The organism is Oscillospiraceae bacterium MB08-C2-2 (assembly GCA_035621215.1).
GTDB lineage: Bacteria > Bacillota > Clostridia > Oscillospirales > Ruminococcaceae > WRAV01.
Genome location: CP141729.1, coordinates 2,090,491 through 2,111,520 on the forward strand (window position 1 = coordinate 2,090,491; position 21,030 = coordinate 2,111,520).

The window sequence follows — 21,030 nt, forward strand, 5'->3', positions numbered from 1 at the left end:
CATAGATTTTCAAGCCCCTGCTTTCCCACAGAATTGGGAAGGCAGGGGCTTTTGCTTTTGGGAGAGCTTGTCAAAGATTCATGTTTTATGTCGCTTCGGCATATATCTTTAAAAGATCGGTAAGCTTTCGGAGGTGATTGCTATGGAACAGCCAGTGGCTCTGGAGGATGTTTACATAAACCCGGCTCTCCCCCAAAAGGAAAGGGCACAGGAATTTTATCGCCAAATTGGGAACCCCTGCCGTTTTCGTGTGGGCAAAGTTGTGGTCAATCTGGAGTTCACCCCCGGCGGCAAACCCTTTGAAGAAGCTTTACGCAGCTATTTATACCATTTGGAGGCATCGCAAGGTCATTCCGATTGAAAGGAGGCATCCCCGTGGCCCGCATCCGAAAAAAGCAGGAAGGCTCCGCTCTTCGGCAGCGCTGGCAAACCGCCCTGTATGTCCGCCTTTCCCGTGAGGATGGCCGGGAGGTTAGCCTGAGCATCGAAAACCAAACCCGGCAGCTTATGGAGTTCCAGCAAAGCCGTCCAGACGAACTGGAGCTTGCGGGGCTTTATGTGGATGACGGCTGCACCGGCACCGACTCTCAGCGGGAAGGCTTTCAAAAAATGCTGGAGGATATCCGAGCAGGCAAGGTCAACTGCGTGGTGGTCAAAGACCTTTCCCGGCTTTCCCGTAATTACTCGGAGGCTGGAGAATACATCGAGCGCTTTTTCGTGGAGCACGACGTGCGCTTCATCTCGCTGGGGCTTCCCCCTCTGGATAGCTATGCCCACCCCGAGCAAATGAGCAGCATTGCCGTGCCCATTCAAAATGTAATCAACGATGATTTTTGCAAGCAAACCTCCCTAAAGGTGCGGGAGGTTCTCAATGCCAAGCGCCGCCGGGGGGAGTTCATCGGAGCTTTTGCCCCCTATGGCTACTGCAAGCACCCGGAGGATAAGCATCGGCTGGCCATAGATGCACCCGCAGCGGATGTGGTGAAGAATGTCTTTCAGTGGTATGCCCGGGAAGGGCTGAGCAAAAGCGGCATTGTGCAGCGGCTTAATCGGCTGGGAATTCCCAACCCGGCAGGCTATAAAAAGGCGGCCGGGCTAAAATACCAGAACCCCCACACCAATGGAAAGGGGGTTTTGTGGAGCACCTCCACCTTGACTCGCATTCTGCAAAATCCCATTTATTTGGGGCATATGGTGCAGGGGCGCCAGCGGGTTAAGAGCCATAAGGTTCATACACAGGTTCTTACCCCAAGCCACGAATGGTTTGTTGTGGAAAACACCCATCCCCCTTTGGTGGAGGAAGAACTTTTCGAGCAGGCCCGCCGCCTACAAGAGCGGGATACCCGGGTGGCACCACAGAAAAATACCCTCTATCTTTTTTCGGGTTTTCTGCGCTGCGGGGATTGCGGTAAGGCTCTCACACGCAAAACGGCAAAGGGGTATGTTTACTATGCCTGCCGCACCTATTCCGAGCAATCCAAGGAGCATTGCACCAAGCACTCCATCAACGAAAAGGCCTTGGAGCAAGCGGTTCTAAGGGCTGTGCAGGCTGGAGTTTCCCTTTTGGAGAATCCCGCCGGCCCGCCGAATGAGCCGGGCTTTTTGCATCCCATCGGAGAAAATCCGCTGGATATTCTTCTTAAAAATCGCAGGCAGGAGCAAAACAGGGCCGCCGCCATTCTGGATTCTCTCTATGCCGACTGGAAAACCGGTGAAATTTCAAAGGAGCAATATCAACGCCTTAAAAAACACTGGGAAGAAGAGGCGGAGCGCCTCAAGGATTCCATCCAATACATACAGACCAAGAAAAACGACCAAACGGCTCAGAACAGCATGGGGAATCCGGTTTGGGAACATCTGAAAAAGCACGCCAACATTCCCAGTCTTGACCGCAGTCTCCTGACAGAGCTGGTTGATTCCATCTATGTTTTTGAGGGGAACGCTATTACCATACGATTTCAATGTGCCAGTCCCTTTCTTTTTCAGGAGAAGTTCTTTCCATAATTTAATTGGCCGTATTGGTTGTGTATAAACATAGGGTGCCACCGGCCCCATTGGTGCTACTGGTGCTGCCGGTGTAACTGGCGCAACTGGCCCTACCGGTGCTGACGGCGCAACTGGCCCTACTGGTGCTATTGGTGTAACTGGCGCAACTGGCGCAACTGGCCCTACCGGCGCTACCGGCGTTGCCGGCGCAACTGGCCCTACCGGCGCTACCGGCGTTGCCGGCGCAACTGGCCCTACCGGTGCTACCGGCGTTGCCGGCGCAACTGGCCCTACCGGTGCTGACGGCGCAACCGGCCCTACTGGCCCTACCGGTACTCTCGGCGCAACCGGCCCTACTGGTCCTACCGGTACTGCCGGCGCAACTGGCCCTACTGGTCCTACCGGCGCTGACGGCGCAACTGGCCCTACTGGTCCTACCGGCGCTGACGGCGCTACTGGTCCTACTGGTCCTACCGGCGCTACTGGCCCTACTGGTCCTACCGGCGCTGGTGCAGTTGTTGCCTTTGCATCGGGTACCCCCGCAGTAGTCACCACGGTTCTGGGTGGCTTGGTGGGTACCACCACTGCAGTCGGGTTCGGCAACTCCGTTGCTGGCCTGAATATTGTAGGTGGTGTTATTGATACCACCGGTACCACCAATATGGCCTTCTCTGTGCCTCGTGATGGCACAATAACTTCTCTCGCTGCTGAATTCAGCCTGTCGTTGGCTGCAACCTTAGTTGGCTCCACCGTTACAGTGTCGGCACAATTGTTCTCAGCACCTGCACTGAGCAATTCCTTTTCAGCGGTACCAGGGGCACTTGTCACACTGGCTCCGCCTTATACTGGAATTGTAGCTGTAGGCGCCTCCTCTGCCGGGGTAACCACCGGGCTTTCAATACCGGTTACAGCAGGTACCCGCTTAATGTTGGTTTTCGCTGCCAATGTAACAGCAGGTATTGACATTGCTACTACTCTGACTGGCTTTGCCAGTGCGGGAGTCAACATCGTATAAAGCGAAGCCTTTTTGAGATACCGCAATCGCCTCACTGTATAATGAAATTACAACAGGCAACGGATATACTCATATAACTTCTTGCGTGTAGATGAGTATAAAGCCGGTATAGACTGCCTTTGGCGGTTAGCGGCAGATCGCCGCTGTTTAAAACCCCAGTGGGGTTTTAAACCTATACAACTATAAAAGTTTGAAAGGGAAGCGGCTCTGCGAGCCGCTTCCCTTTTTCTGGTTTGTATTTAATACCCGGCGGCTATTTCAGCGGCCCGCTTAGCATACTTACTGGTTTTTTGCTCATACATCTTTTTATCTGCCGATGAAACCACCTGATCAATGCTCGCCTGAGGGTCTTGTGTCAAACTGGTAATACCATAGCTGAAAGAAAGCTTGTAAGCCCTTTTTTCCGAGAGGTTAATTTCCTCCAATGCCTGCTGCGCCCGCAGAATCAGCCTCTCTGCCACATCCGTTTCACATTGGAGCAGCACAATAAATTCATCCCCGCCCCAGCGGCAGATCGCATCGCTCTGGCGAATGCTTTGGCGAATGGCACCAATAACCCCGGTAATCATTTCATCTCCGGCATCGTGGCCGTAGGTATCGTTGATGTATTTCAGGCCGTCCAAATCCACAAAGCATACGCTGACCGGTGCCGGCACAAGCCTTGCATTGGAAATTAAATTCTGCATCAGCTTGTAGCCATGATCCCGATTGTAAACGCCTGTCATGTTATCGATGGAGGCAAAGTATTTAAGCTGCTCCTCATGCACCTTCTGCGCGGTGATATCCACAGCGGTTTCAATGTGCACATTGCGCCCGTCAATCCAGCGGATAATGGAATCCTTGGCTAAATACCAACGGCCATTGACTGTATTTTGAAACTCCCAGCTGTAGGATTCCCGCAGAATGTTCCCCTTATTATCGATCATTTTGGGAATGGGGCAAAAGGGACAGGGGCCGGTCTGCCCCACCTGAAGCACCTGCCAGCAGGTTTTGCCGATCAGTTGGTCCACCGGCTTTTCCAAAACATCTGCAACCACCCGGTTGGTAAAGGTAATCTCATAAGTATCCAGCGTATTGACATAAATAACGCTTTCAATGTTATCCGAGATGGTTTGGAGGATTTCCCGGCTTCTGCGGCTTTGCTCCTCCGCTTCCCGCCGGGCTATCAAAGAAACCACCACGCTGGCTGTGTTTTTGAGGAGCTGAATTTCGCTGCTGCTCCATTTGCGGCACGCGACACAATCATCGAAGCCGATGTATCCCACCGGGCGATCCATTTGATAAAGAGTGATAATGGCCAGCGCACGGATATTCTGCGCCTCAAGAATCACCCGGTCTTTTACCGGCAGTGTTTGGATGTCCTCGGTAACATACACTCCACTGTCAACAATGGAATCATAAGGATAAGAGTCTTTGGGCAGGTTCTGGAGCATATCAATAACAGGCTCTATGCCCTCCGCACACCATTCATAGGTGTTGCGGGTCATGGTATCGGATATTTCTTCAAAAACATAAGCCCGGCTGGCCCGCACATACCGCCCCACCATACGCAAAATCTTGTTGATGGCTGCATCCACATCCTGGGTATGATAAGCCGCCTGAAAAATGCCGGACATTAAATTGCTTGTATCCATAACAGCACGTGCCTCGGCATGGCTGCGCCTTGAAATATACAGAATAAAATAATTCTCGCCCTGAAACTCCATATGATTGCCGGAGATGGAAACCTCCACCGCCGCCGATTCAAAGTTGATTAAACGCGCCTTAACCCGATGAATGAAACCCACGCTGGTGAGGCTGTAAAGAATGTTTTCCATATCCTCCGGGTTTTCGAATCGAAGCAGCTGGCTCAGGCCAAGCTCCTGCTGATCTTTCCCAAAGTGCTCAATGGCAAGCAGGGGGTTGATCAGAATCTTGGCACTGACATTCACAAATACCAGCGGGTTACCTGGCCTGTTTCGGCAGACCACGATGGGGGTAGGGGCATTTTTAAAGGTGTTTTCAAGAAAAGAATATGTCATAGCTTCACCCTGTTTCATGCTCATCAAGAGCAGGGGTCCCAGTATTGACTCACTCCTGGGTCAGACAGGTAGAATTTCGAATAATCAGCTCTGTTCCCAGATAAATGTGCTGGGAGGGTGTATCCGGTTCAGAAAGCTGCTGTGCCAGAACATCACAGGCGGTATACCCCATTTGAAACCGGGGCAGGTTGGTGGTGGTAATGGAAGGGCTGGTGCTGACCGAAATATCCGTGTTATCCGATCCGATCACCATAATATCCTCTGGAACCCGCAGCCCCAGCTGAGAAGCCGCCTTGATCACAGCGGCGGCATACACATCGGTTGTAGCATAGATCAGGTTGGGCCGGTGGGCGGCGCTAAGAATCTGTGTGGCCGAAAACATGGCCAGACGAAAGCTGGTTTTAGGCACGGAAAGCTGCCAACCCACCGGTACCGTTACACCTGCGCTTTCAACTGCCGCCAAAAAGCCTTGCCTGCGGCGTATTGTGTTTTGGTAAAGGGGCGGGCCGCTGATGATAGCGATCTTGCGCCGCCCGGTGGAAAGTGCATACTCCCCCGCATTCTGGCTTGCGGAAAAATCATCCGCTGCAACAAAGGAGCCGCCGTATTCCTCCGAATACTGATGGCACTGGACAATGGGTATATGGCCGGAAAGCTTTGCCCAAAGCTCCGGGGCCAAGTAGCATGCCGAAATCAGCCCGGCTGACCGAGTGGAGCTGAGCAGCACCTTAAAGGCGGGGAAGTATTCCGGTGTCAGCTCACCGTTGTGCACCAAAAGACTATAGCCGTGCCGCACAGAGGCTGCCTGAATTCCGTCGATAATGGGGCCATAAAAACCATCCATCAGGCTGGGAACTGCCGCAATAATCAGTTCCCCCTGCCGGTTGGAGGATAAAGTTCCTCTAGGGCTATAGCCCATTTCCTCAATAATTTTTGTCACATGGCGAAAAGTATCCGGTCTCACATCCGCCGATTGATTGATCACTCGGGATACAGTTGCCACCGATACGCCTGCTGCCTGAGCCACCTGGGATATGGTGACTTTGGCACCCTGCTCCTTTATTTTTTCGCCTTCTTTCTGTTTATCCAATCCTGAGTCCTCCTTTCAAGGACAAGCTATTTTCTAAATTTTCACCTTTCAATCAGCCTCATCTGCACTTTCAAGTTGACTGATTCTATTGGCTTTTTAAAACTCTATGGGCAAACCGCACACCGGTGAAAAAACCATACAGTCTCGGAACGTGTTGCCTGCCAAAAGAGATTCACCTGCATACAGAAGCGCTCCGCTCCTGCTCACCTGACTGGCCAAAATGTGCCCTGCACTGCCACAAATCTCTATTTTGAAAATCGCGATGTTTTAAGTATAGTATACCTTATTCCCACACTAAAGTACAGCAAATAATGTAAATTACAATTTAAAATTCTATCTTCCTTCTATCTATACACAATTATTAAATTATGTATAGAAACATCTCTTGTTTTCTTCTGTTTTCCTCTATGTCTTACACAAATGTTAAAATGTAATTTCCAATTTTTGTTTAGATTTTGCAATCCGCCAGTTAATTTCTTTGCCAATACTCCCTTTTATTCCTCTGCATCTTATGATTCATTTAGAGTTTTTTTGCGCTTCAACACAAGCTCGACTTAAGTAATTTTGCCCCAGATGCTCAAAAAAGCTCAGCGGCAGAAGCGCCTGATTGTTCATCTACCCACTGGAAGGCGGCGATTGCTGAAAGGCTGCACGGTAAAACGCTTTTTTCATTGTAATTACACTCCTCTGTAAATACCATCCTTCTTTCTTCATTTACCCTTTCGGCCGCAATTGCCTATAACTTAGGGGCAATTCGGTTATAATTTTTTCCCCGAAGCCTTTGTTTGTTTAAAGGTCGATTTATAAAAGCTTTATGCCTGTTTTTCCGTGTACTACCCAAGAAGCTACAGAATAATTTCAGGTTTTTAGAACACCATCCAGCCTCTCTCTTAACACAGTTTTATATTCTATAAAGAAATGGGAACACTGAACATGCCATTAATTGGCTCTATAGGCATATTTACGTATAACTCAGGCAAAAAAGCGTTCAGGGATTTAACCTGTTTTTAACAAAACTTCTCTTTTGCATTTTACATTGCCAGAATAAGATAAGGCTGTAACTAAAAACTGTTTGTAATTGAAGGAGAATGTATAAGTATGAAAAGGCTTTCCGTAATAGTGTTGGCACTGCTCCTGCTCACTGCCAGCCTGGCAGGCTGCGGCAGCTCGGGTGGAGCACAATCCTCCGGTGCATCCCCTGCCCCTTCTGCTGCTCCCGCTGCCCCCGCACCGGCAGCCAATGATTTTAAAACCGATTCTCACATCAACGTCGTTTCCCGCGAGGATGGTTCCGGTACCCGCGGCGCTTTCATCGAGCTTTTTGGAATTGAGAAGAAAAACGATAAAGGCGAAAAGGTAGATTACACCACACAGGAAGCCAACATCACCAACAGCACCTCGGTTATGATGACCACTGTAGCCGGCGATAAATACGCCATTGGTTATATCTCTCTGGGTTCCCTCAACGACACGGTAAAGGCACTGCAAATTGATGCAACCGAAGCCACTGCAGCCAACATCAAAAGCGGCAGCTACAAAATCTCTCGCCCATTTAACGTTGCAGTCTCTAAAAAGGCCAGCTCCGCCACTGCCGATTTCATCTCCTTTATCCTCAGTGACCAAGGCCAGGCCGTTGTTGAAAAGAGCGGTTATATCTCGCTGGATAACGCCCCTGCCTACTCCATCGGAAACCCGCAAGGCAAAATCGTTGTGGCCGGCTCCTCTTCGGTCACCCCGGTTATGGAAAAACTCAAAGAAGCCTATGCAGCAGTCGCCCCCGATGTTTCCATCGAAATCCAGCAAAGTGATTCCACCACCGGTATGACCTCCGCTATCGACGGTATCTGCGATATCGGTATGGCTTCCCGGGAATTGAAGGATAGCGAAATCGAAAAGGGTCTTGAGCCAACCACCATCGCTATGGATGGTATTGCGGTTGTTGTCAACAAAGAAAACCCGGTTGAATCCATGACCCCCGAGCAGGTTGCTTCCATCTTCACCGGCGAAACCCTGAAATGGGCAGAGATTCTTGGCTAAAGATCAAAAATTCAATAAAACAGACTGTGACGAAAGTCTCAGTCTGTTTTCCATGGAGTGAAAAGTATGCAGCAAGCTCGGGAAAAAATCCTAAAGATTGTATTTTTACTGTGTGCCTGTGCCTGTATTCTGGCGCTGTTGCTAATCTGCGTTTTTCTGTTCGCCGGTGGGCTCCCCGCAATAGGAGAAATCGGCGTAACCAATTTCTTACTTGGTAAGGAATGGCGCCCCGGCAACAACATTTATGGTATTCTGCCCATGATTCTCGGCAGCATTTATATCACGGCGGGTGCTGTGCTGCTGGGTGTTCCGGTGGGGCTTCTGGCCGCTGTTTATCTGGCCAAATTCTGCCCTAAGCGGGTACACCGGGTTTTGGGGCCTATGGTGGAGCTTCTGGCCGGTATCCCCTCGGTGGTATACGGCTTTTTCGGGCTGGTGGTGCTGGTGCCTGCCTCCCGCAAGCTGTTTGGTGAAATACTAGGTTTTCGCGGCAACGGCTCCAGCATTCTCACCGCCTCGGTGCTGCTGGGCATTATGATTCTGCCCACCATTATTACCGTGAGTGAATCCGCCATTCGGGCCGTGCCGGAAAATTACTACGAGGGCGGGCTCGCCTTGGGTGCCACCCATGAACGCAGTGTCTTCTTCGTCACACTGCCCGCCGCCAAATCGGGGATTTGGGCTGGGGTGGTGCTGGGGATCGGCCGTGCCATTGGTGAAACCATGGCTGTGGTTATGGTGGCGGGAAACCAAGCCCGCATGCCCGCCGGGCTTTTGATGGGAATACGAACGCTGACCGCCAATGTGGTTATTGAAATGGGCTATGCCGCCGATCTCCACCGGGAAGCCCTGATTGCCACCGGCGTGGTGCTGTTCGTCTTTATCCTGCTCATTAACCTGCTGCTGAGTCTGCTGCGAAGGAGGTCTGCCCAATGAAAAACAGCATCAACCACCGTACCTTTGCGCAGAAATGGCAATCCTACCGCCGCAGCCCCTTCTCTCTCTTTCTTTTTCTGCTGGTTCTGGGCGGAATTATCCTTACAGTCGGCGTTTTCCTTATGATTATCGTGTACATTCTGGTCAAGGGCCTGCCCTATCTGACCCCCTCTCTTTTCGCCTTCACCTATAACTCGGAAAACGTCTCCCTGTTCCCGGCCTTGGTGAATACCATCACCATGACCTTTCTTGCTTTGCTCATTGCGGCTCCTCTGGGGATTTTTGCCGCTATTTATCTGGTGGAATACGCCAAGCGGGGCAACAAGTTGGTCAATGCGGTTCGAATGACCTCCGAAACCCTTTCGGGTATTCCTTCCATTGTATACGGGCTGTTTGGCCTGCTGTTCTTTGTCACCTCCCTTGGCTGGGGCTACTCCCTTCTGGCAGGCGCCTTTACCCTTTCCATTATGATTCTGCCTCTGATTATGCGAACCACCGAGGAAGCCCTTAAAGCTGTGCCCGACTCCTTCCGGGAAGGCAGCTTTGGTCTGGGAGCCGGTAAGCTGCGCACGGTTTTCCGCATTGTGCTGCCTTCCGCTGTGCCGGGTATTCTGGCCGGGGTTATTTTGGCCATCGGCCGTATTGTGGGTGAAACAGCGGCCCTGATTTACACCGCCGGTACAGTAGCCAACATCCCCCAAAACCTGCTGGCCTCCGGCCGAACCCTGGCTGTGCATATGTATGCCCTTTCCAGCGAGGGGCTGTATGTGGGCCAATCCTACGCCACCGCCGTTGTGCTGATTTTAATGGTGGTCTGCATCAATGCCCTTTCCGGCTGGATCGCCCGGCGCATCGCGAAAGTCTGAGCAGGAAAAGGCTCCTATTTCACATAAAGCAAAGGGGAACAGAATGAATAAATTTACAGTACAGGATTTAGACCTGTTTTATGGCGACTTTCAAGCACTTAAAAAGATCAATCTGGGGCTGAGCGCCAAAGAAATCACCGCCTTTATCGGGCCTTCCGGCTGCGGCAAATCCACCCTGCTCAAATCTCTGAACCGAATGAACGATCTGGTGGAAAACTGCAAAATCACCGGCAAGGTTTTGCTGGATGATGAGGATATATACGGCCACATGGATGTAAACCTGCTCCGCAAGCGCGTGGGCATGGTGTTCCAAAAGCCTAACCCCTTCCCCATGAGCGTATATGACAACATTGCCTACGGCCCCCGCACCCACGGCATTCACGGGCGGGCCAAGCTGGATGAAATTGTGGAGCAGTCTCTCCGGGATGCCGCTATTTGGGAAGAGGTGAAGGATCGCCTGCGTAAAAGTGCGCTGGGTCTTTCCGGCGGCCAGCAGCAAAGAGTTTGCATCGCCCGGGCACTGGCTGTTAAGCCGGATGTCCTTTTAATGGATGAACCCACTTCGGCTTTGGACCCGATTTCCACCTTAAAGGTCGAAGATCTTGCAGTGGAGCTAAAGAAACAGTATACTATTGTTATGGTCACCCACAACATGCAGCAGGCAGCCCGTATTTCCGATAAAACCGCCTTTTTCCTGTTGGGGGATATGGTGGAATACGGCGAGACCGAAACCATTTTTTCAATGCCCACCGACCAGCGTACCGAGGATTATATAACCGGGAGGTTTGGATAATGCGCAGCAAATTTGATTCTCAGCTTGAAAAACTCCACACAGAGCTTATGTCTATGGGAGCCATGTGTGAAACCGCCATCGCCTGCGCCATCAAGGCGCTTCTCAGCGGCGACACCGACCTTGTGGAAAAGGCCATTTCCATTGATGCCTCCATCGATGATATGGAGCGGGAAATTGAAACCCTTTGCATGAAGCTGCTTTTGCAGCAGCAGCCGGTGGCCCGGGATCTACGCAAAATTTCCTCCGCTCTAAAAATGATTACCGATATGGAGCGCATCGGCGATCAGGCCGCCGATATTGCCGAAATTGTCAGCATGGATAATATCCATGCCAGCGACGAAACCTTCTCCATCAACGATATGGCCAAGGCTGTTATTAAAATGGTCAGCGAAAGCGTGGACGCCTATGTCCGGCAGGATCTGGAGCTGGTGCGGCAGGTTATCGCCTATGACGATGTGGTGGATCGCTGCTTCAACGAGGTCAAGGCTGAAATCATTGATCTTATCGGCAAAGACCCCTCCAAGGGTGAATACGCTTTGGATCTGCTGATGATTGCCAAATATTTTGAACGCATCGGTGACCATGCAACCAACATTGCGGAATGGGTGGAGTTCTCCATTACCGGCCGCCATGGAGGCAAGGAATGAAAATTTTTTTGGTGGAAGACGATGAAAGCATCCGGGAGCTTGTGGTATACACCCTGAATTCCAGCGGCTATGAGGCCAGGGGCTTTGCCGATGGTGATTCTCTCCACAAGGCGCTGAGCCAAGAGCTGCCCGATTTGTTCCTGCTGGATATTATGCTGCCCGGCGGCCGGGATGGAATGTCCCTGCTGGCAGGCATTCGGGAAAACGAATCCACCCGAACCATACCGGTCATCATGCTCACCGCCAAAGGCACTGAATACGATAAAGTCATCGGCCTGGATAGCGGCGCCGATGATTATGTCACCAAGCCCTTCGGCATGATGGAGCTGGTTTCCCGGGTGCGGGCCGTTTTGCGCCGCTGCTCCCCCGCTAAAGCCTCTGCCCGAACCCTTAGCTATGGCGGCATCACGCTGGATCCCACCCGCCACAGTGTTTATGTGGAGGAAAATGAGGTTCCCCTGACTATCAAGGAGTTTCAAATGCTGGAGCTGTTTCTGGAAAACCCGGGCATGGTCTTTACCCGGGAGCTGCTTCTGGAACGGGTCTGGGATTACAGCTTTGACGGCGAAACCCGCACTGTGGATGTGCACATCCGCTCTCTGCGCAAAAAGCTGGCTCCTCTGGGTGATCTGGTGGAAACGGTTCGGGGCGTGGGTTACCGGATAGGCATTGCCTAATTTTTTAGCAGGAAAAGCCTTCCGCATTCCCCTCTCTCAGTCAAACATCGGCTGCGTATGACAGAGAGCCTTATCTTTACATTGTTGCAAGCCGTTACGCAGCGGCGGAATGGAATGGGTCATGAAACGCAGAATTTTCAGCGGTATGTGTCTGGTGGCAGTCAGCAGTGCTCTGCTGACCTGTATCTGCATCACGGGAATCTTATACAAAAGCTCTTTGGATCATATGCGCACCAGCGTTCATGATCAGGCCACCTATGTGAGTGCCGCCTATAACATGAAGGGGATGGAATATCTCAAGGAAATCGGCAGCATTACCAACCGGCTGACCTTGATTGCCCCCGATGGCTTTGTGATTTACGACAGTGATCAGGATGCCTCCGCCATGGGGAACCACCGGGATCGGCCCGAGGTTGCCCACGCTTTGGCAGAGGGTCAGGGCGAGGCGGAGCGGCTTTCCAAAACGCTGGCGATCCAAAGCTATTATTATGCCGTGGTCATGGATGACGGCAACGTTCTGCGTGTCACCGGTGAAGTGGCCAGCGTTTATGGCTCGGTGCTGCGGTATCTGCCTCTGCTGGTGCTGGTGAGCATTCTTTCGGCGATGCTGGCCGCCATTCTGGCCCAGCGGCTCACCGCCAAGCTGATTCACCCCATCAACACTCTGAATTTGGAGGACCCTCTTTCCAATGACGTTTACGATGAGCTTTCCCCTTTGCTGCGCCGTATTGATAAGCAGCGCATTCAAATCCGGGAACAGCTTTCCCAACTGCGGGAAAATCAAGATGAATTCAGTGCCATTTCCGAAAATATGAGCGAGGGTATGATTTTGCTGGGGCCGCAGGCCACGGTGCTTTCCATCAACCAAAGCGCCCGCCGTGCTTTGGAGCTTGGGGAGCAGGATTATATCGGCAAGCACATCCTCAACCTCAACCGCTCATTAGCGCTTCAAAGCTCGGTGCAAAAGGCTTTGGAGGGCAATTCATGGGAAGAGGTTCTCTCCATGGATGGGCGGCAGTTCCAGCTTTTGGTCAGCCCGGTGCGCCGCAGCGACGAGGTCACCGGTGTGGTTTTGCTGCTGCTGGATATCACCGAAAAGCTGCAAAATGAGCAGATGCGCCGGGAGTTTTCCGCCAATGTTTCCCACGAGCTGAAAACCCCGCTCACCTCCATTTCCGGCTATGCGGAGATCATGCAGAATGGGCTGGTAAAGCCCGAGGATATGCAGCAGTTTGCAGGGCGCATTTATAGTGAAGCCAAACGGTTGATTGCTCTTGTAGAGGATATTATGGAGCTTTCCCGCTTGGATGAGCGATCCGCCGGAGATGTGCAAAGAGAGCCGGTGGATTTGCTGGAGCTTTCCAATGCAGTGATGGGCCGCCTTGCCTCCATTGCCGAAAGCAAAAACTTGACCGTTTCGGTTACCGGCCAGCCGGGTGTTGTTTCCGGTATCCCCCGCATTTTGGAGGATATGGTTTTTAACCTTTGCGACAACGCCATTAAATACAACATCATCGGCGGCAGGGTGGATATAGAAGTGGAATCGCTGGATACAGGGATCTCCCTCAGTGTTTCGGATACGGGTATCGGCATTGCCAAGGAGCATCAAAGCCGGGTGTTCGAGCGATTTTACCGGGTGGATAAAAGCCACTCCCGCATCACCGGCGGCACCGGGCTGGGGCTTTCCATTGTCAAGCATGCCGCTCTTTACCACGGCGGAAAGGTTGCCCTTGCCAGTGAGCCGGGTATCGGCACACAGATTACGGTTACTTTACCCCGGTAGGTTGGTTTTGAATCCCCGGAGTGTTTCAAGCGAAATGCTTCGGGGATTTTTGCGTGTTTAACCTTTTCTTAGGGTAAGATGGAACATTTAAAATAGTTTTCATGGTTTAACAGAGTGAGCACTTTTCACTTCCGCACTCATGCCGTGCGGCTGGCACATACTTTCAGGCGCTTGCATTTTCTGCGGAAAATGCACAAGTGGCATTCGCAAGCTTCAGCCAGAAAGCGCCTCATGGGGGAACTAGTTCCCCCATGAACCCCCTCCAGCCTCCGGCAGGGAAAAGGGACAGTCTTTTTTTATCCTTGGTTCTGCCGTCGGGCGGAAGTGCTTCACTTTATATATATCTAAGCCCGAAGTGGTTTTTCTTTGCTTACTTTCTTTTTTCGAAAAGAAAGTAAGAGGTTTTTCTTTGCGTGCTTTCTTTTTTTCAAAAAGAAAGCATGTGTATATCCGTCTGCTGGTCATCCAAAACTAAGGGAAATGCACTGTGAATGGTTATCTTTGGTTGAAAAAGGCCGCCAAATATAGTAAAATGGCCTTGTTAGGAATATGCCAAAAGGAGCATCACCATGGATTACATCGCCCTGGCTCAACTGTTATTCCCCCATATCACCACCACGCCTGCGGAAATCGAAGCCCGCTATCCGGCCAGACCTCTGCCCGAGGGCGCAAAGGTAACCCGAATCGCCCCCAGCCCCACCGGCTTTATGCATTTGGGCAATCTCTTCGGCGCTGTAGCGGATGAACGCTTGGCCCACCAAAGCGGCGGCGTTTTTTTTCTGCGCATTGAGGATACCGACCAAAAGCGGGAGGTTCCCGGCGGTGTTGAAAAGATTCTGAATGTATTCGAGGATTACCAGCTTCCCTTTGACGAGGGTGCAACCTTGGAGGGAGATAACGGCTCCTATGGCCCTTACCGACAGCGACAGCGTGTGGAGCTTTACCAAACCTTTGCCAAATGGCTGGTGGAGCAGGGCAGGGCTTACCCCTGCTTCTGTTCGGAGGAAGAGCTGGCCGCTCTGCGTGAAAAGCAGGCCGCTCTGAAAGAAAACTTCGGCTACTACGGCAAATATGCCCTCCATCGTGACCTGACCATGGAGGATATCCAGAGCCGCTTGGCACAGAATCAGCCTTTTGTGCTCCGCTACCGCAGCGAAGGCAGTCTCGAGCGCCGGGTAAAATTCACCGATCAGGTGAAAGGCGCTATGGAATTCCCTGAAAACGATCAGGATGTTGTGCTGCTCAAATCGGATGGCATTCCCACCTACCATTTCGCCCATGTGGTGGATGATCACCTGATGCACACCACCCACGTGGTGCGTGGCGAAGAATGGCTGGCCACCCTGCCCATTCATGTGCAGCTTTTTTCGGCTATGGGCTGGAAGCTGCCCAAATATCTGCACACCGCCCAGCTGATGAAAATGGACGGCGGCTCCAAGCGCAAGCTGAGCAAGCGCAAGGATCCCGAGCTGGCGCTGGATTTTTACAAGGAAAAGGGCTACTGCATTGCAGCCCTGAAGGAATACATTCTCACCCTGCTCAATTCCAACTTTGAGGAATGGCGCATTGCCAACCCCAGCGAGCCTTTGGATAAGTTCCCTTTCTCGATCAAGAAAATGAGCGTTTCCGGTGCCCTCTTTGATATGGACAAGCTGGATGATGTCTCCAAAAACGTGCTTTCCCGCATGAGCGCCGAGGAGGTCTATACCCTGCTTACCCAGTGGGCTGAGACCTTTGACCCGGAATTTGCCTCTCTGCTCACCGGTGATGCGGATTACGCCAAGGCCATTCTCTCCATCGGCCGGGGCGGCGCCAAGCCCCGCAAGGATTTGACTGTCTGGAGTGAGGCCAAGAGCTACATGAACTTTTTCTATGACAGCCTGTTCCAACCTGATTACACCGCCTATCCCGAAGCTCTCTCCAAGGAGAAAGTTAAGGAGATTCTCACCGCATATCTTGCGCTGTATAACCCCGACCACGACAGTGACGCTTGGTTTGCGGCCATCCGGGGGCTGACCGATTCCATCGGCTTTGCCTCCAATATGAAGGAATACAAAAAGAACCCCGAGGCCTTCGGCGGCCACGTGGGTGATGTGAGCATGGTGCTGCGTATTGCGGTAACCGGCCGACAGAATTCCCCCGATCTGCATCAGGTTATGTCCCTGCTGGGGGCAGAGCGGGTTATTGCCAGAATCAAGGCGGCTGTGCAGGCTCTTTAACCAACCCTACGGAACCAACAAAATTGCGGAGGCGATCACCAATGAGTGACATTACCAATTTTATATACGACATTGTGGATGCGGATATAGAGGCAGGCTTTCCCCACCAGATTCACACCCGTTTTCCTCCTGAGCCCAACGGCTATCTGCACATCGGCAGTGCCAAGGCCATCTGGGTCAACCACAGCACTGCCCAAAAATACGGCGGGCTGTTTAACCTGCGCTACGACGATACCAACCCGGTGAAGGAAGACGATGAATACGTCCGCTCCATTGAGGAGGATTTGCGCTGGCTGGGTGCTGACCCCACCGGCGGCATCTTTTATGGCTCCGATTACTTTGACCAGTGCTATGAATTTGCCATTCAGCTGATCAAAGAGGGCAAGGCTTATGTCTGTGACCTTTCCGCCGACGAAATGCGGGAATACCGGGGCACCCTCACCGAGCCGGGCAAAGAAAGCCCTTACCGCAACCGTTCGGTGGAAGAAAATCTTGACCTGTTTGAGCGGATGAAGGCAGGGGAATTCCCCAACGGAACCCGCACCCTCCGGGCTAAGATTGATATGTCCGCCCCCAACATGAACATGCGTGACCCGGCTATTTACCGCATTCTTCATGTGAGCCACCACCGGCAGGGAGATAAATGGTGCATCTATCCCCTTTATGACTACGCTCACCCCATTCAGGACGCTTTGGAGGGCATCACCCATTCCCTTTGCTCCATTGAGTTTGAGAATCACCGCCCCCTTTATGATTGGGTGGTGGATAACATCGGCTTCGAGAAAAAGCCCCACCAGTATGAATTTGCCCGCCTCAACGTGACCCATACGGTTATGTCCAAGCGCTATCTGCGGGAGCTGGTGGAAACCGGCCGGGTAGACGGCTGGGATGACCCCCGTATGCCCACCTTGTGCGGTCTGCGCCGCCGGGGCTACACCCCCTCCTCCATACTGGAATTTGTCAAACGGGCAGGCGTGGCCAAGACCTACAGCATTGTGGACCTTCGCCTGCTGGAATACTGCATCCGCGAGGAGCTGAACCGCACCGCTCTCCGGCGCATGGCCGTTACCGAACCAATCAAGGTGGTGATCACCAATTACCCCGAGGGGCAGGAGGAAACCTTCCCCATCCCCAACAACCCTGTGGAGCCAGAAACCGGCAGCCGTGAGGTTACCTTGAGCCGGGAGCTTTATATCGAAGATTCTGATTTTTCGCTGGATCCCCCGCCCAAATACCAGCGCCTACGGCTGGATGGCGAGGTTCGCCTTATGGGCTCCTACATCATCAAGTGCAACGAGGTTGTGCAGGATGAGCAAGGCAACATTACCCAGCTTCTGTGCACCTGCGATCTGGAAACCAAAAACGGGCCTACTGCCGATGGCCGCAAGGTGCGGGGCACCATTCACTGGGTTAGCGCCGCTCATTGTGTAGAGGCGGATATCTGCCTGTATGATAACCTCTTTACCCTTGAGGATGTCAACGACATTCCCGAGGATGCCAACTATCTGGATTATATTGACACCAATTCCCTCACCAAGCTGACCGGCTGCAAGCTGGAGGCTTCTCTGGCCGAGGCACAGCCCGGGGATCGGTTCCAGTTTGTGCGCATGGGTTATTTCTGCATGGATACACACAACAAAAACACTTTCAACCGCATTGTAACCCTGAAAGACAGCTTTAAGCTGTAAACACGGAATGTGGGAACAGCCGGAACAAAAGCTGCCAAGGGCTTTTGTTCCGGCTGTTGCTGTATGCTTTTATGCTAATCTGCGGCGAAGAATTTATACAAGAAAGGAGATCACGCCGGTGAAAGCCTTTATTCCTTTGCTAGCTTCTTTGCTTTTTCTGTCGGCCTGTTCTGCTTCCATGGCGGAGAAGCCCCAACCAGTCTTTTCCTCTAACGATGCACCGATAACCGCTCCAGTTAATATAACCCGAGAAAATGCATTGGATAAATCCATATCCTACTATCCGCCTGAGGTATCCCTTTCATTTTCCGGGCAAAAGACCATTGCCACTGATGAGAAAGATTTTCTCTCACCGGAGTGCTATACCTTTGATGTAAATTACCAAGGGAAGATAGTTTCTAAGATTGCAGTGGACATCTTAGACAGCAGTATATGGATTCTGGATATGAGCTATAACAGCGGTCTTTGGCTTAGCGAAAATTCTATGGAGCTGATTGAATATGCTTCCATAGCACACAGCGAGCCGGAATTATACACCAAGCTGACCCACTCAGAAAATACCACCTCTTTGTATTTTGCGTGTTTGGATACTATCCCTGAATTCTCCAATCGGAATGAAGGCACTGCCATCTGGAATAAGGCCTCACAAAGCCTTCATATATCCGTTACCAAGGCAACGGGCACTGGAACCGGTGCTGTGGATGGGCCATCTGTGCAGATGACCGTCAGCTGGGCCGAAGGGTCTCCCATTATAGAAAGCGTGCGCTTTGACCCGGCTCCTATCTATTCCCAGCCAAGCCAAGTGCTGTTCAGCGGGGAGACACTCGCTATCGAAAAAGCGAGGCTTATTGAAATTGCTAAGTACTTTAAATCATTTTTATTGGAATCCCAGTAACATTATAAAAAAGTCCGTCTATCTGAACTGATCAGATAGGCGGACTTTTTTTATGGAAGATGTGCTTTATTTAAAAGATAGAGAACTGAACAAACAGGACAGCGGCCAGCGATGCAACCAGCGACACCACGGTGATTTGGGTGTTGATGGAGGGGCCGGAGGTATCCTTGAAGGGATCGCCCACGGTATCGCCAATAACCGCAGCCTTATGGGCAGGAGAGCCCTTGCCGCCGTTATGGCCGGATTCGATGTATTTCTTAGCGTTATCCCAAAGGCCGCCCGCATTGGACATCAGCATAGCCAGCAGAAGGCCAATTGTGATGTTGCCGGTGAGGAACCCGCCTACAGCGTGAACGCCACCCACAAAGCCTACCACCAAAGTGGTGAGAATGGCAACCAGACCGGCAGGAATCAGCTCTTTGATTGCGCCGACCGTGGCGATATCGATGCAGGCGTTGTAATCCGGGAGAACACCCTCTTTGCCTTCTTTCAGGCCGGGAATGCTGGTAAACTGGCGGTGAATCTCACCCACCAGACGCTGTGCGTTGCGGTCCACGCCCATAATCAGCATGGCGGAGAAAACAGCGGGCACACTGGCACCCACCAGCATACCAAAGAAAACGGTGGGGTTCATCAGATCGAACACAAACGATTCGGTGATACCCAGCGCCTCCCACTGGCGGGCAACGATTTCCTGGAAGGCACCCAGCAGGGAGATAACAGTTAAACCAGCGGCGCCGATGGCAAAGCCCTTGGTAATGGCCTTGGCCGTGTTGCCAGCGGAATCCAGCTCATCGGTAATATCCAGAACCTTGCCGCCAAGACCGCCCATTTCAGCAAGTCCACGGGCATTATCCACGATAGGGCCGTAAGCATCGTTGGAGGTGATCATACCCACGATGGAAAGCATGCCGATTGCTGCCATGGAAATACCCAGCATACCGGCCAGATTGTAAGAAATCAGAGCAGCCAGACCAATACCAACCAGCGCAGGGAACGCACTGATCAAGCCATAGGAGAAACCGGTAAGAATGGTAAAGGCAGGGCCAGCTTCGCAGGCCTTGGCAACCATTTTAACAGGCTGTCTGTCGTCTCCGGTGAAGAAATCGGAGCTGACACCGATAAGCACGCCCACACCCATACCGATGATGCAGGAGCCCCAAATCGCCATAGGGAACCCGGAGACAACAGTGGCAATCAGGGAGAACACGGTAAACAGTGCACAGGTCAGATAGGTGCCATTGTTAAGGGTGGCGGAAATGTTTTCCTTTTTGCCTACCCGAGAGCAAAGAACACCGATGATGGAGGCCAACAGCCCCAGCGCACCATAGCAGAAAATCATATCGATGCGGCCTGCTCCCATGGCAATAACCATAGCCGCCGCAATAGCCGCCACGTTGGAATCAAAAAGGTCAGCGCCCATACCGGCAACGTCGCCTACGTTATCGCCCACGTTATCGGCAATAACGGCAGGGTTGCGGGGGTCATCTTCTTCAAAGCCGAATTCAACTTTACCGACAAGGTCAGCGGCAATGTCCGCAGCTTTTGTGAAGATACCGCCGCCCGCCTTGGCAAACAATGCCAGCGAGCTTGCGCCGAAGCTGAAAGGCAGCACCAAGCTGTCATCCCCGGTGATGAGATACATGATAGCCGCACCCATCAAGGAGGTTCCCACAACGGCCATGCCCATAACAGCGCCGCCACGGAAGCCAGCCAAGAAGGAAGGCTTAATGCCCTCAGTAGCCGCTGTGGCCGCTTTTATATTGGCAATGGTAGCAATGCTGATGCCAATCCAGCCTGCAAATGCGGAAGCCACGGTGCCAAATATGTAAGCAAGAGCCATTCCAAGATTTTCTAAAACCGAACCCTGTCCAATGAATTTAGGGAAACACAGGAAAATAATGGCGGCCACACACCCCATGAAAGCGGCCAATATTCTGTATTCCTTCCGCAAAAAAGAAAAAGCGCCGTTTCTTACCAGGAGACCGATATCCTCTAGCTTTTGGTTGGCTGTCGGCAGTTTGCTGACCCACTGATAGAAATAGGCCGCAACCCCGAAAGCTGCTAGTGAAACTAAAATTGCGATGACTGGCCATAGCATGTTCATAAAAAGACCCTCCCTATTTAATAATTCGCCAACTTTTCCTATTGTAAATGTACCATATGTATTTATATAAATCAACTGTTTTTATATAAAACATTCAATTTTTTAATAATCAATTAACAAAATGTAAATGTGGCGTGATCACGTTGTATATTTTAACCAAAATGAAAATTCGACATTTTTCTACAAAAAAACACCCCCAATTTTGCTGATAAAACAGCGAATTTGGAGGCGAAAGATGTTATTTAATTTCCTGCAAAATCCAGAAATTTA

The 21,030-nt window shown here is 51.7% G+C and carries 17 protein-coding genes; 13 read left to right on the top strand and 4 right to left on the bottom strand.

Features of this window, described 5'->3' with window-relative positions:
- Window positions 1–142 precede the first annotated feature (142 nt).
- From U6B65_09300 to U6B65_09310, 3 genes are all read left to right on the top strand, one after another.
- Complete coding sequence (locus U6B65_09300; GenBank protein ID WRS26539.1) at window positions 143–361, top strand: hypothetical protein; 219 nt, start codon at window positions 143–145, stop codon at window positions 359–361.
- Between the two features lie 14 nt (window positions 362–375).
- Window positions 376–2,004, top strand: a complete 1,629-nt coding sequence (locus U6B65_09305; protein ID WRS26540.1) for a recombinase family protein — start codon at window positions 376–378, stop codon at window positions 2,002–2,004.
- A gap of 541 nt (window positions 2,005–2,545) precedes the next feature.
- Window positions 2,546–3,001: an exosporium glycoprotein BclB-related protein gene (locus U6B65_09310; GenBank protein WRS28933.1), complete on the top strand. Its 456-nt coding sequence runs from the start codon at window positions 2,546–2,548 to the stop codon at window positions 2,999–3,001.
- A gap of 239 nt (window positions 3,002–3,240) precedes the next feature.
- Here the strand turns inward: U6B65_09310 and U6B65_09315 are convergent, their stop codons facing one another.
- Both U6B65_09315 and U6B65_09320 read right to left on the bottom strand, forming a co-directional pair.
- A complete protein-coding gene (locus tag U6B65_09315; GenBank protein ID WRS26541.1) occupies window positions 3,241–5,022 on the bottom strand; it encodes a diguanylate cyclase in 1,782 nt (593 codons plus the stop codon).
- 49 nt (window positions 5,023–5,071) lie between these two features.
- A complete protein-coding gene (locus U6B65_09320) occupies window positions 5,072–6,112 on the bottom strand; it encodes a LacI family DNA-binding transcriptional regulator (GenBank protein ID WRS26542.1) in 1,041 nt (346 codons plus the stop codon).
- Between the two features lie 1,098 nt (window positions 6,113–7,210).
- Here U6B65_09320 and U6B65_09325 point away from each other — a divergent pair.
- From U6B65_09325 to U6B65_09365, 9 genes are all read left to right on the top strand, one after another.
- Window positions 7,211–8,149, top strand: coding sequence for a substrate-binding domain-containing protein (locus U6B65_09325; GenBank protein ID WRS26543.1), 939 nt, complete (start codon window positions 7,211–7,213; stop codon window positions 8,147–8,149).
- 66 nt (window positions 8,150–8,215) lie between these two features.
- Window positions 8,216–9,085: a phosphate ABC transporter permease subunit PstC gene (pstC, locus tag U6B65_09330; GenBank protein WRS26544.1), complete on the top strand. Its 870-nt coding sequence runs from the start codon at window positions 8,216–8,218 to the stop codon at window positions 9,083–9,085.
- Complete coding sequence (gene pstA, locus U6B65_09335) at window positions 9,082–9,951, top strand: phosphate ABC transporter permease PstA (GenBank protein ID WRS26545.1); 870 nt, start codon at window positions 9,082–9,084, stop codon at window positions 9,949–9,951. The genes pstC and pstA overlap by 4 nt, the downstream gene beginning before the upstream one ends.
- A 43-nt stretch (window positions 9,952–9,994) precedes the next feature.
- Window positions 9,995–10,744, top strand: a complete 750-nt coding sequence (gene pstB, locus U6B65_09340) for a phosphate ABC transporter ATP-binding protein PstB (protein ID WRS26546.1) — start codon at window positions 9,995–9,997, stop codon at window positions 10,742–10,744.
- Complete coding sequence (gene phoU, locus U6B65_09345; GenBank protein ID WRS26547.1) at window positions 10,744–11,391, top strand: phosphate signaling complex protein PhoU; 648 nt, start codon at window positions 10,744–10,746, stop codon at window positions 11,389–11,391. Before pstB ends, phoU begins: the two co-directional genes overlap by 1 nt.
- A complete protein-coding gene (locus tag U6B65_09350) occupies window positions 11,388–12,068 on the top strand; it encodes a response regulator transcription factor (protein WRS26548.1) in 681 nt (226 codons plus the stop codon). The genes phoU and U6B65_09350 overlap by 4 nt, the downstream gene beginning before the upstream one ends.
- Before the next feature lie 121 nt (window positions 12,069–12,189).
- A complete protein-coding gene (locus tag U6B65_09355) occupies window positions 12,190–13,851 on the top strand; it encodes an ATP-binding protein (protein WRS26549.1) in 1,662 nt (553 codons plus the stop codon).
- A gap of 569 nt (window positions 13,852–14,420) precedes the next feature.
- Window positions 14,421–16,070, top strand: coding sequence for a glutamate--tRNA ligase (gene gltX / locus U6B65_09360; GenBank protein ID WRS26550.1), 1,650 nt, complete (start codon window positions 14,421–14,423; stop codon window positions 16,068–16,070).
- 41 nt (window positions 16,071–16,111) lie between these two features.
- A complete protein-coding gene (locus U6B65_09365) occupies window positions 16,112–17,758 on the top strand; it encodes a glutamine--tRNA ligase/YqeY domain fusion protein (GenBank protein ID WRS26551.1) in 1,647 nt (548 codons plus the stop codon).
- Window positions 17,759–17,851: 93 nt separating this feature from the next.
- On the opposite strand, the gene U6B65_09370 is transcribed toward U6B65_09365, so the two are convergent.
- On the bottom strand, window positions 17,852–18,031 hold the full coding sequence (locus U6B65_09370; protein ID WRS26552.1) for a hypothetical protein: 180 nt from the start codon (window positions 18,029–18,031) through the stop codon (window positions 17,852–17,854).
- On the opposite strand from U6B65_09370, the gene U6B65_09375 reads away from it, so the two are divergent.
- A complete protein-coding gene (locus tag U6B65_09375) occupies window positions 18,018–18,653 on the top strand; it encodes a hypothetical protein (GenBank protein ID WRS26553.1) in 636 nt (211 codons plus the stop codon). The two genes, U6B65_09370 and U6B65_09375, sit on opposite strands and share 14 nt — an antisense overlap.
- 70 nt (window positions 18,654–18,723) lie before the next feature.
- Here U6B65_09375 and U6B65_09380 read toward each other — a convergent pair whose 3' ends face one another.
- Entirely contained in the window at window positions 18,724–20,760 is a 2,037-nt protein-coding gene (locus U6B65_09380; protein WRS26554.1) for a sodium-translocating pyrophosphatase, read from the bottom strand.
- Window positions 20,761–21,030 lie beyond the last annotated feature (270 nt).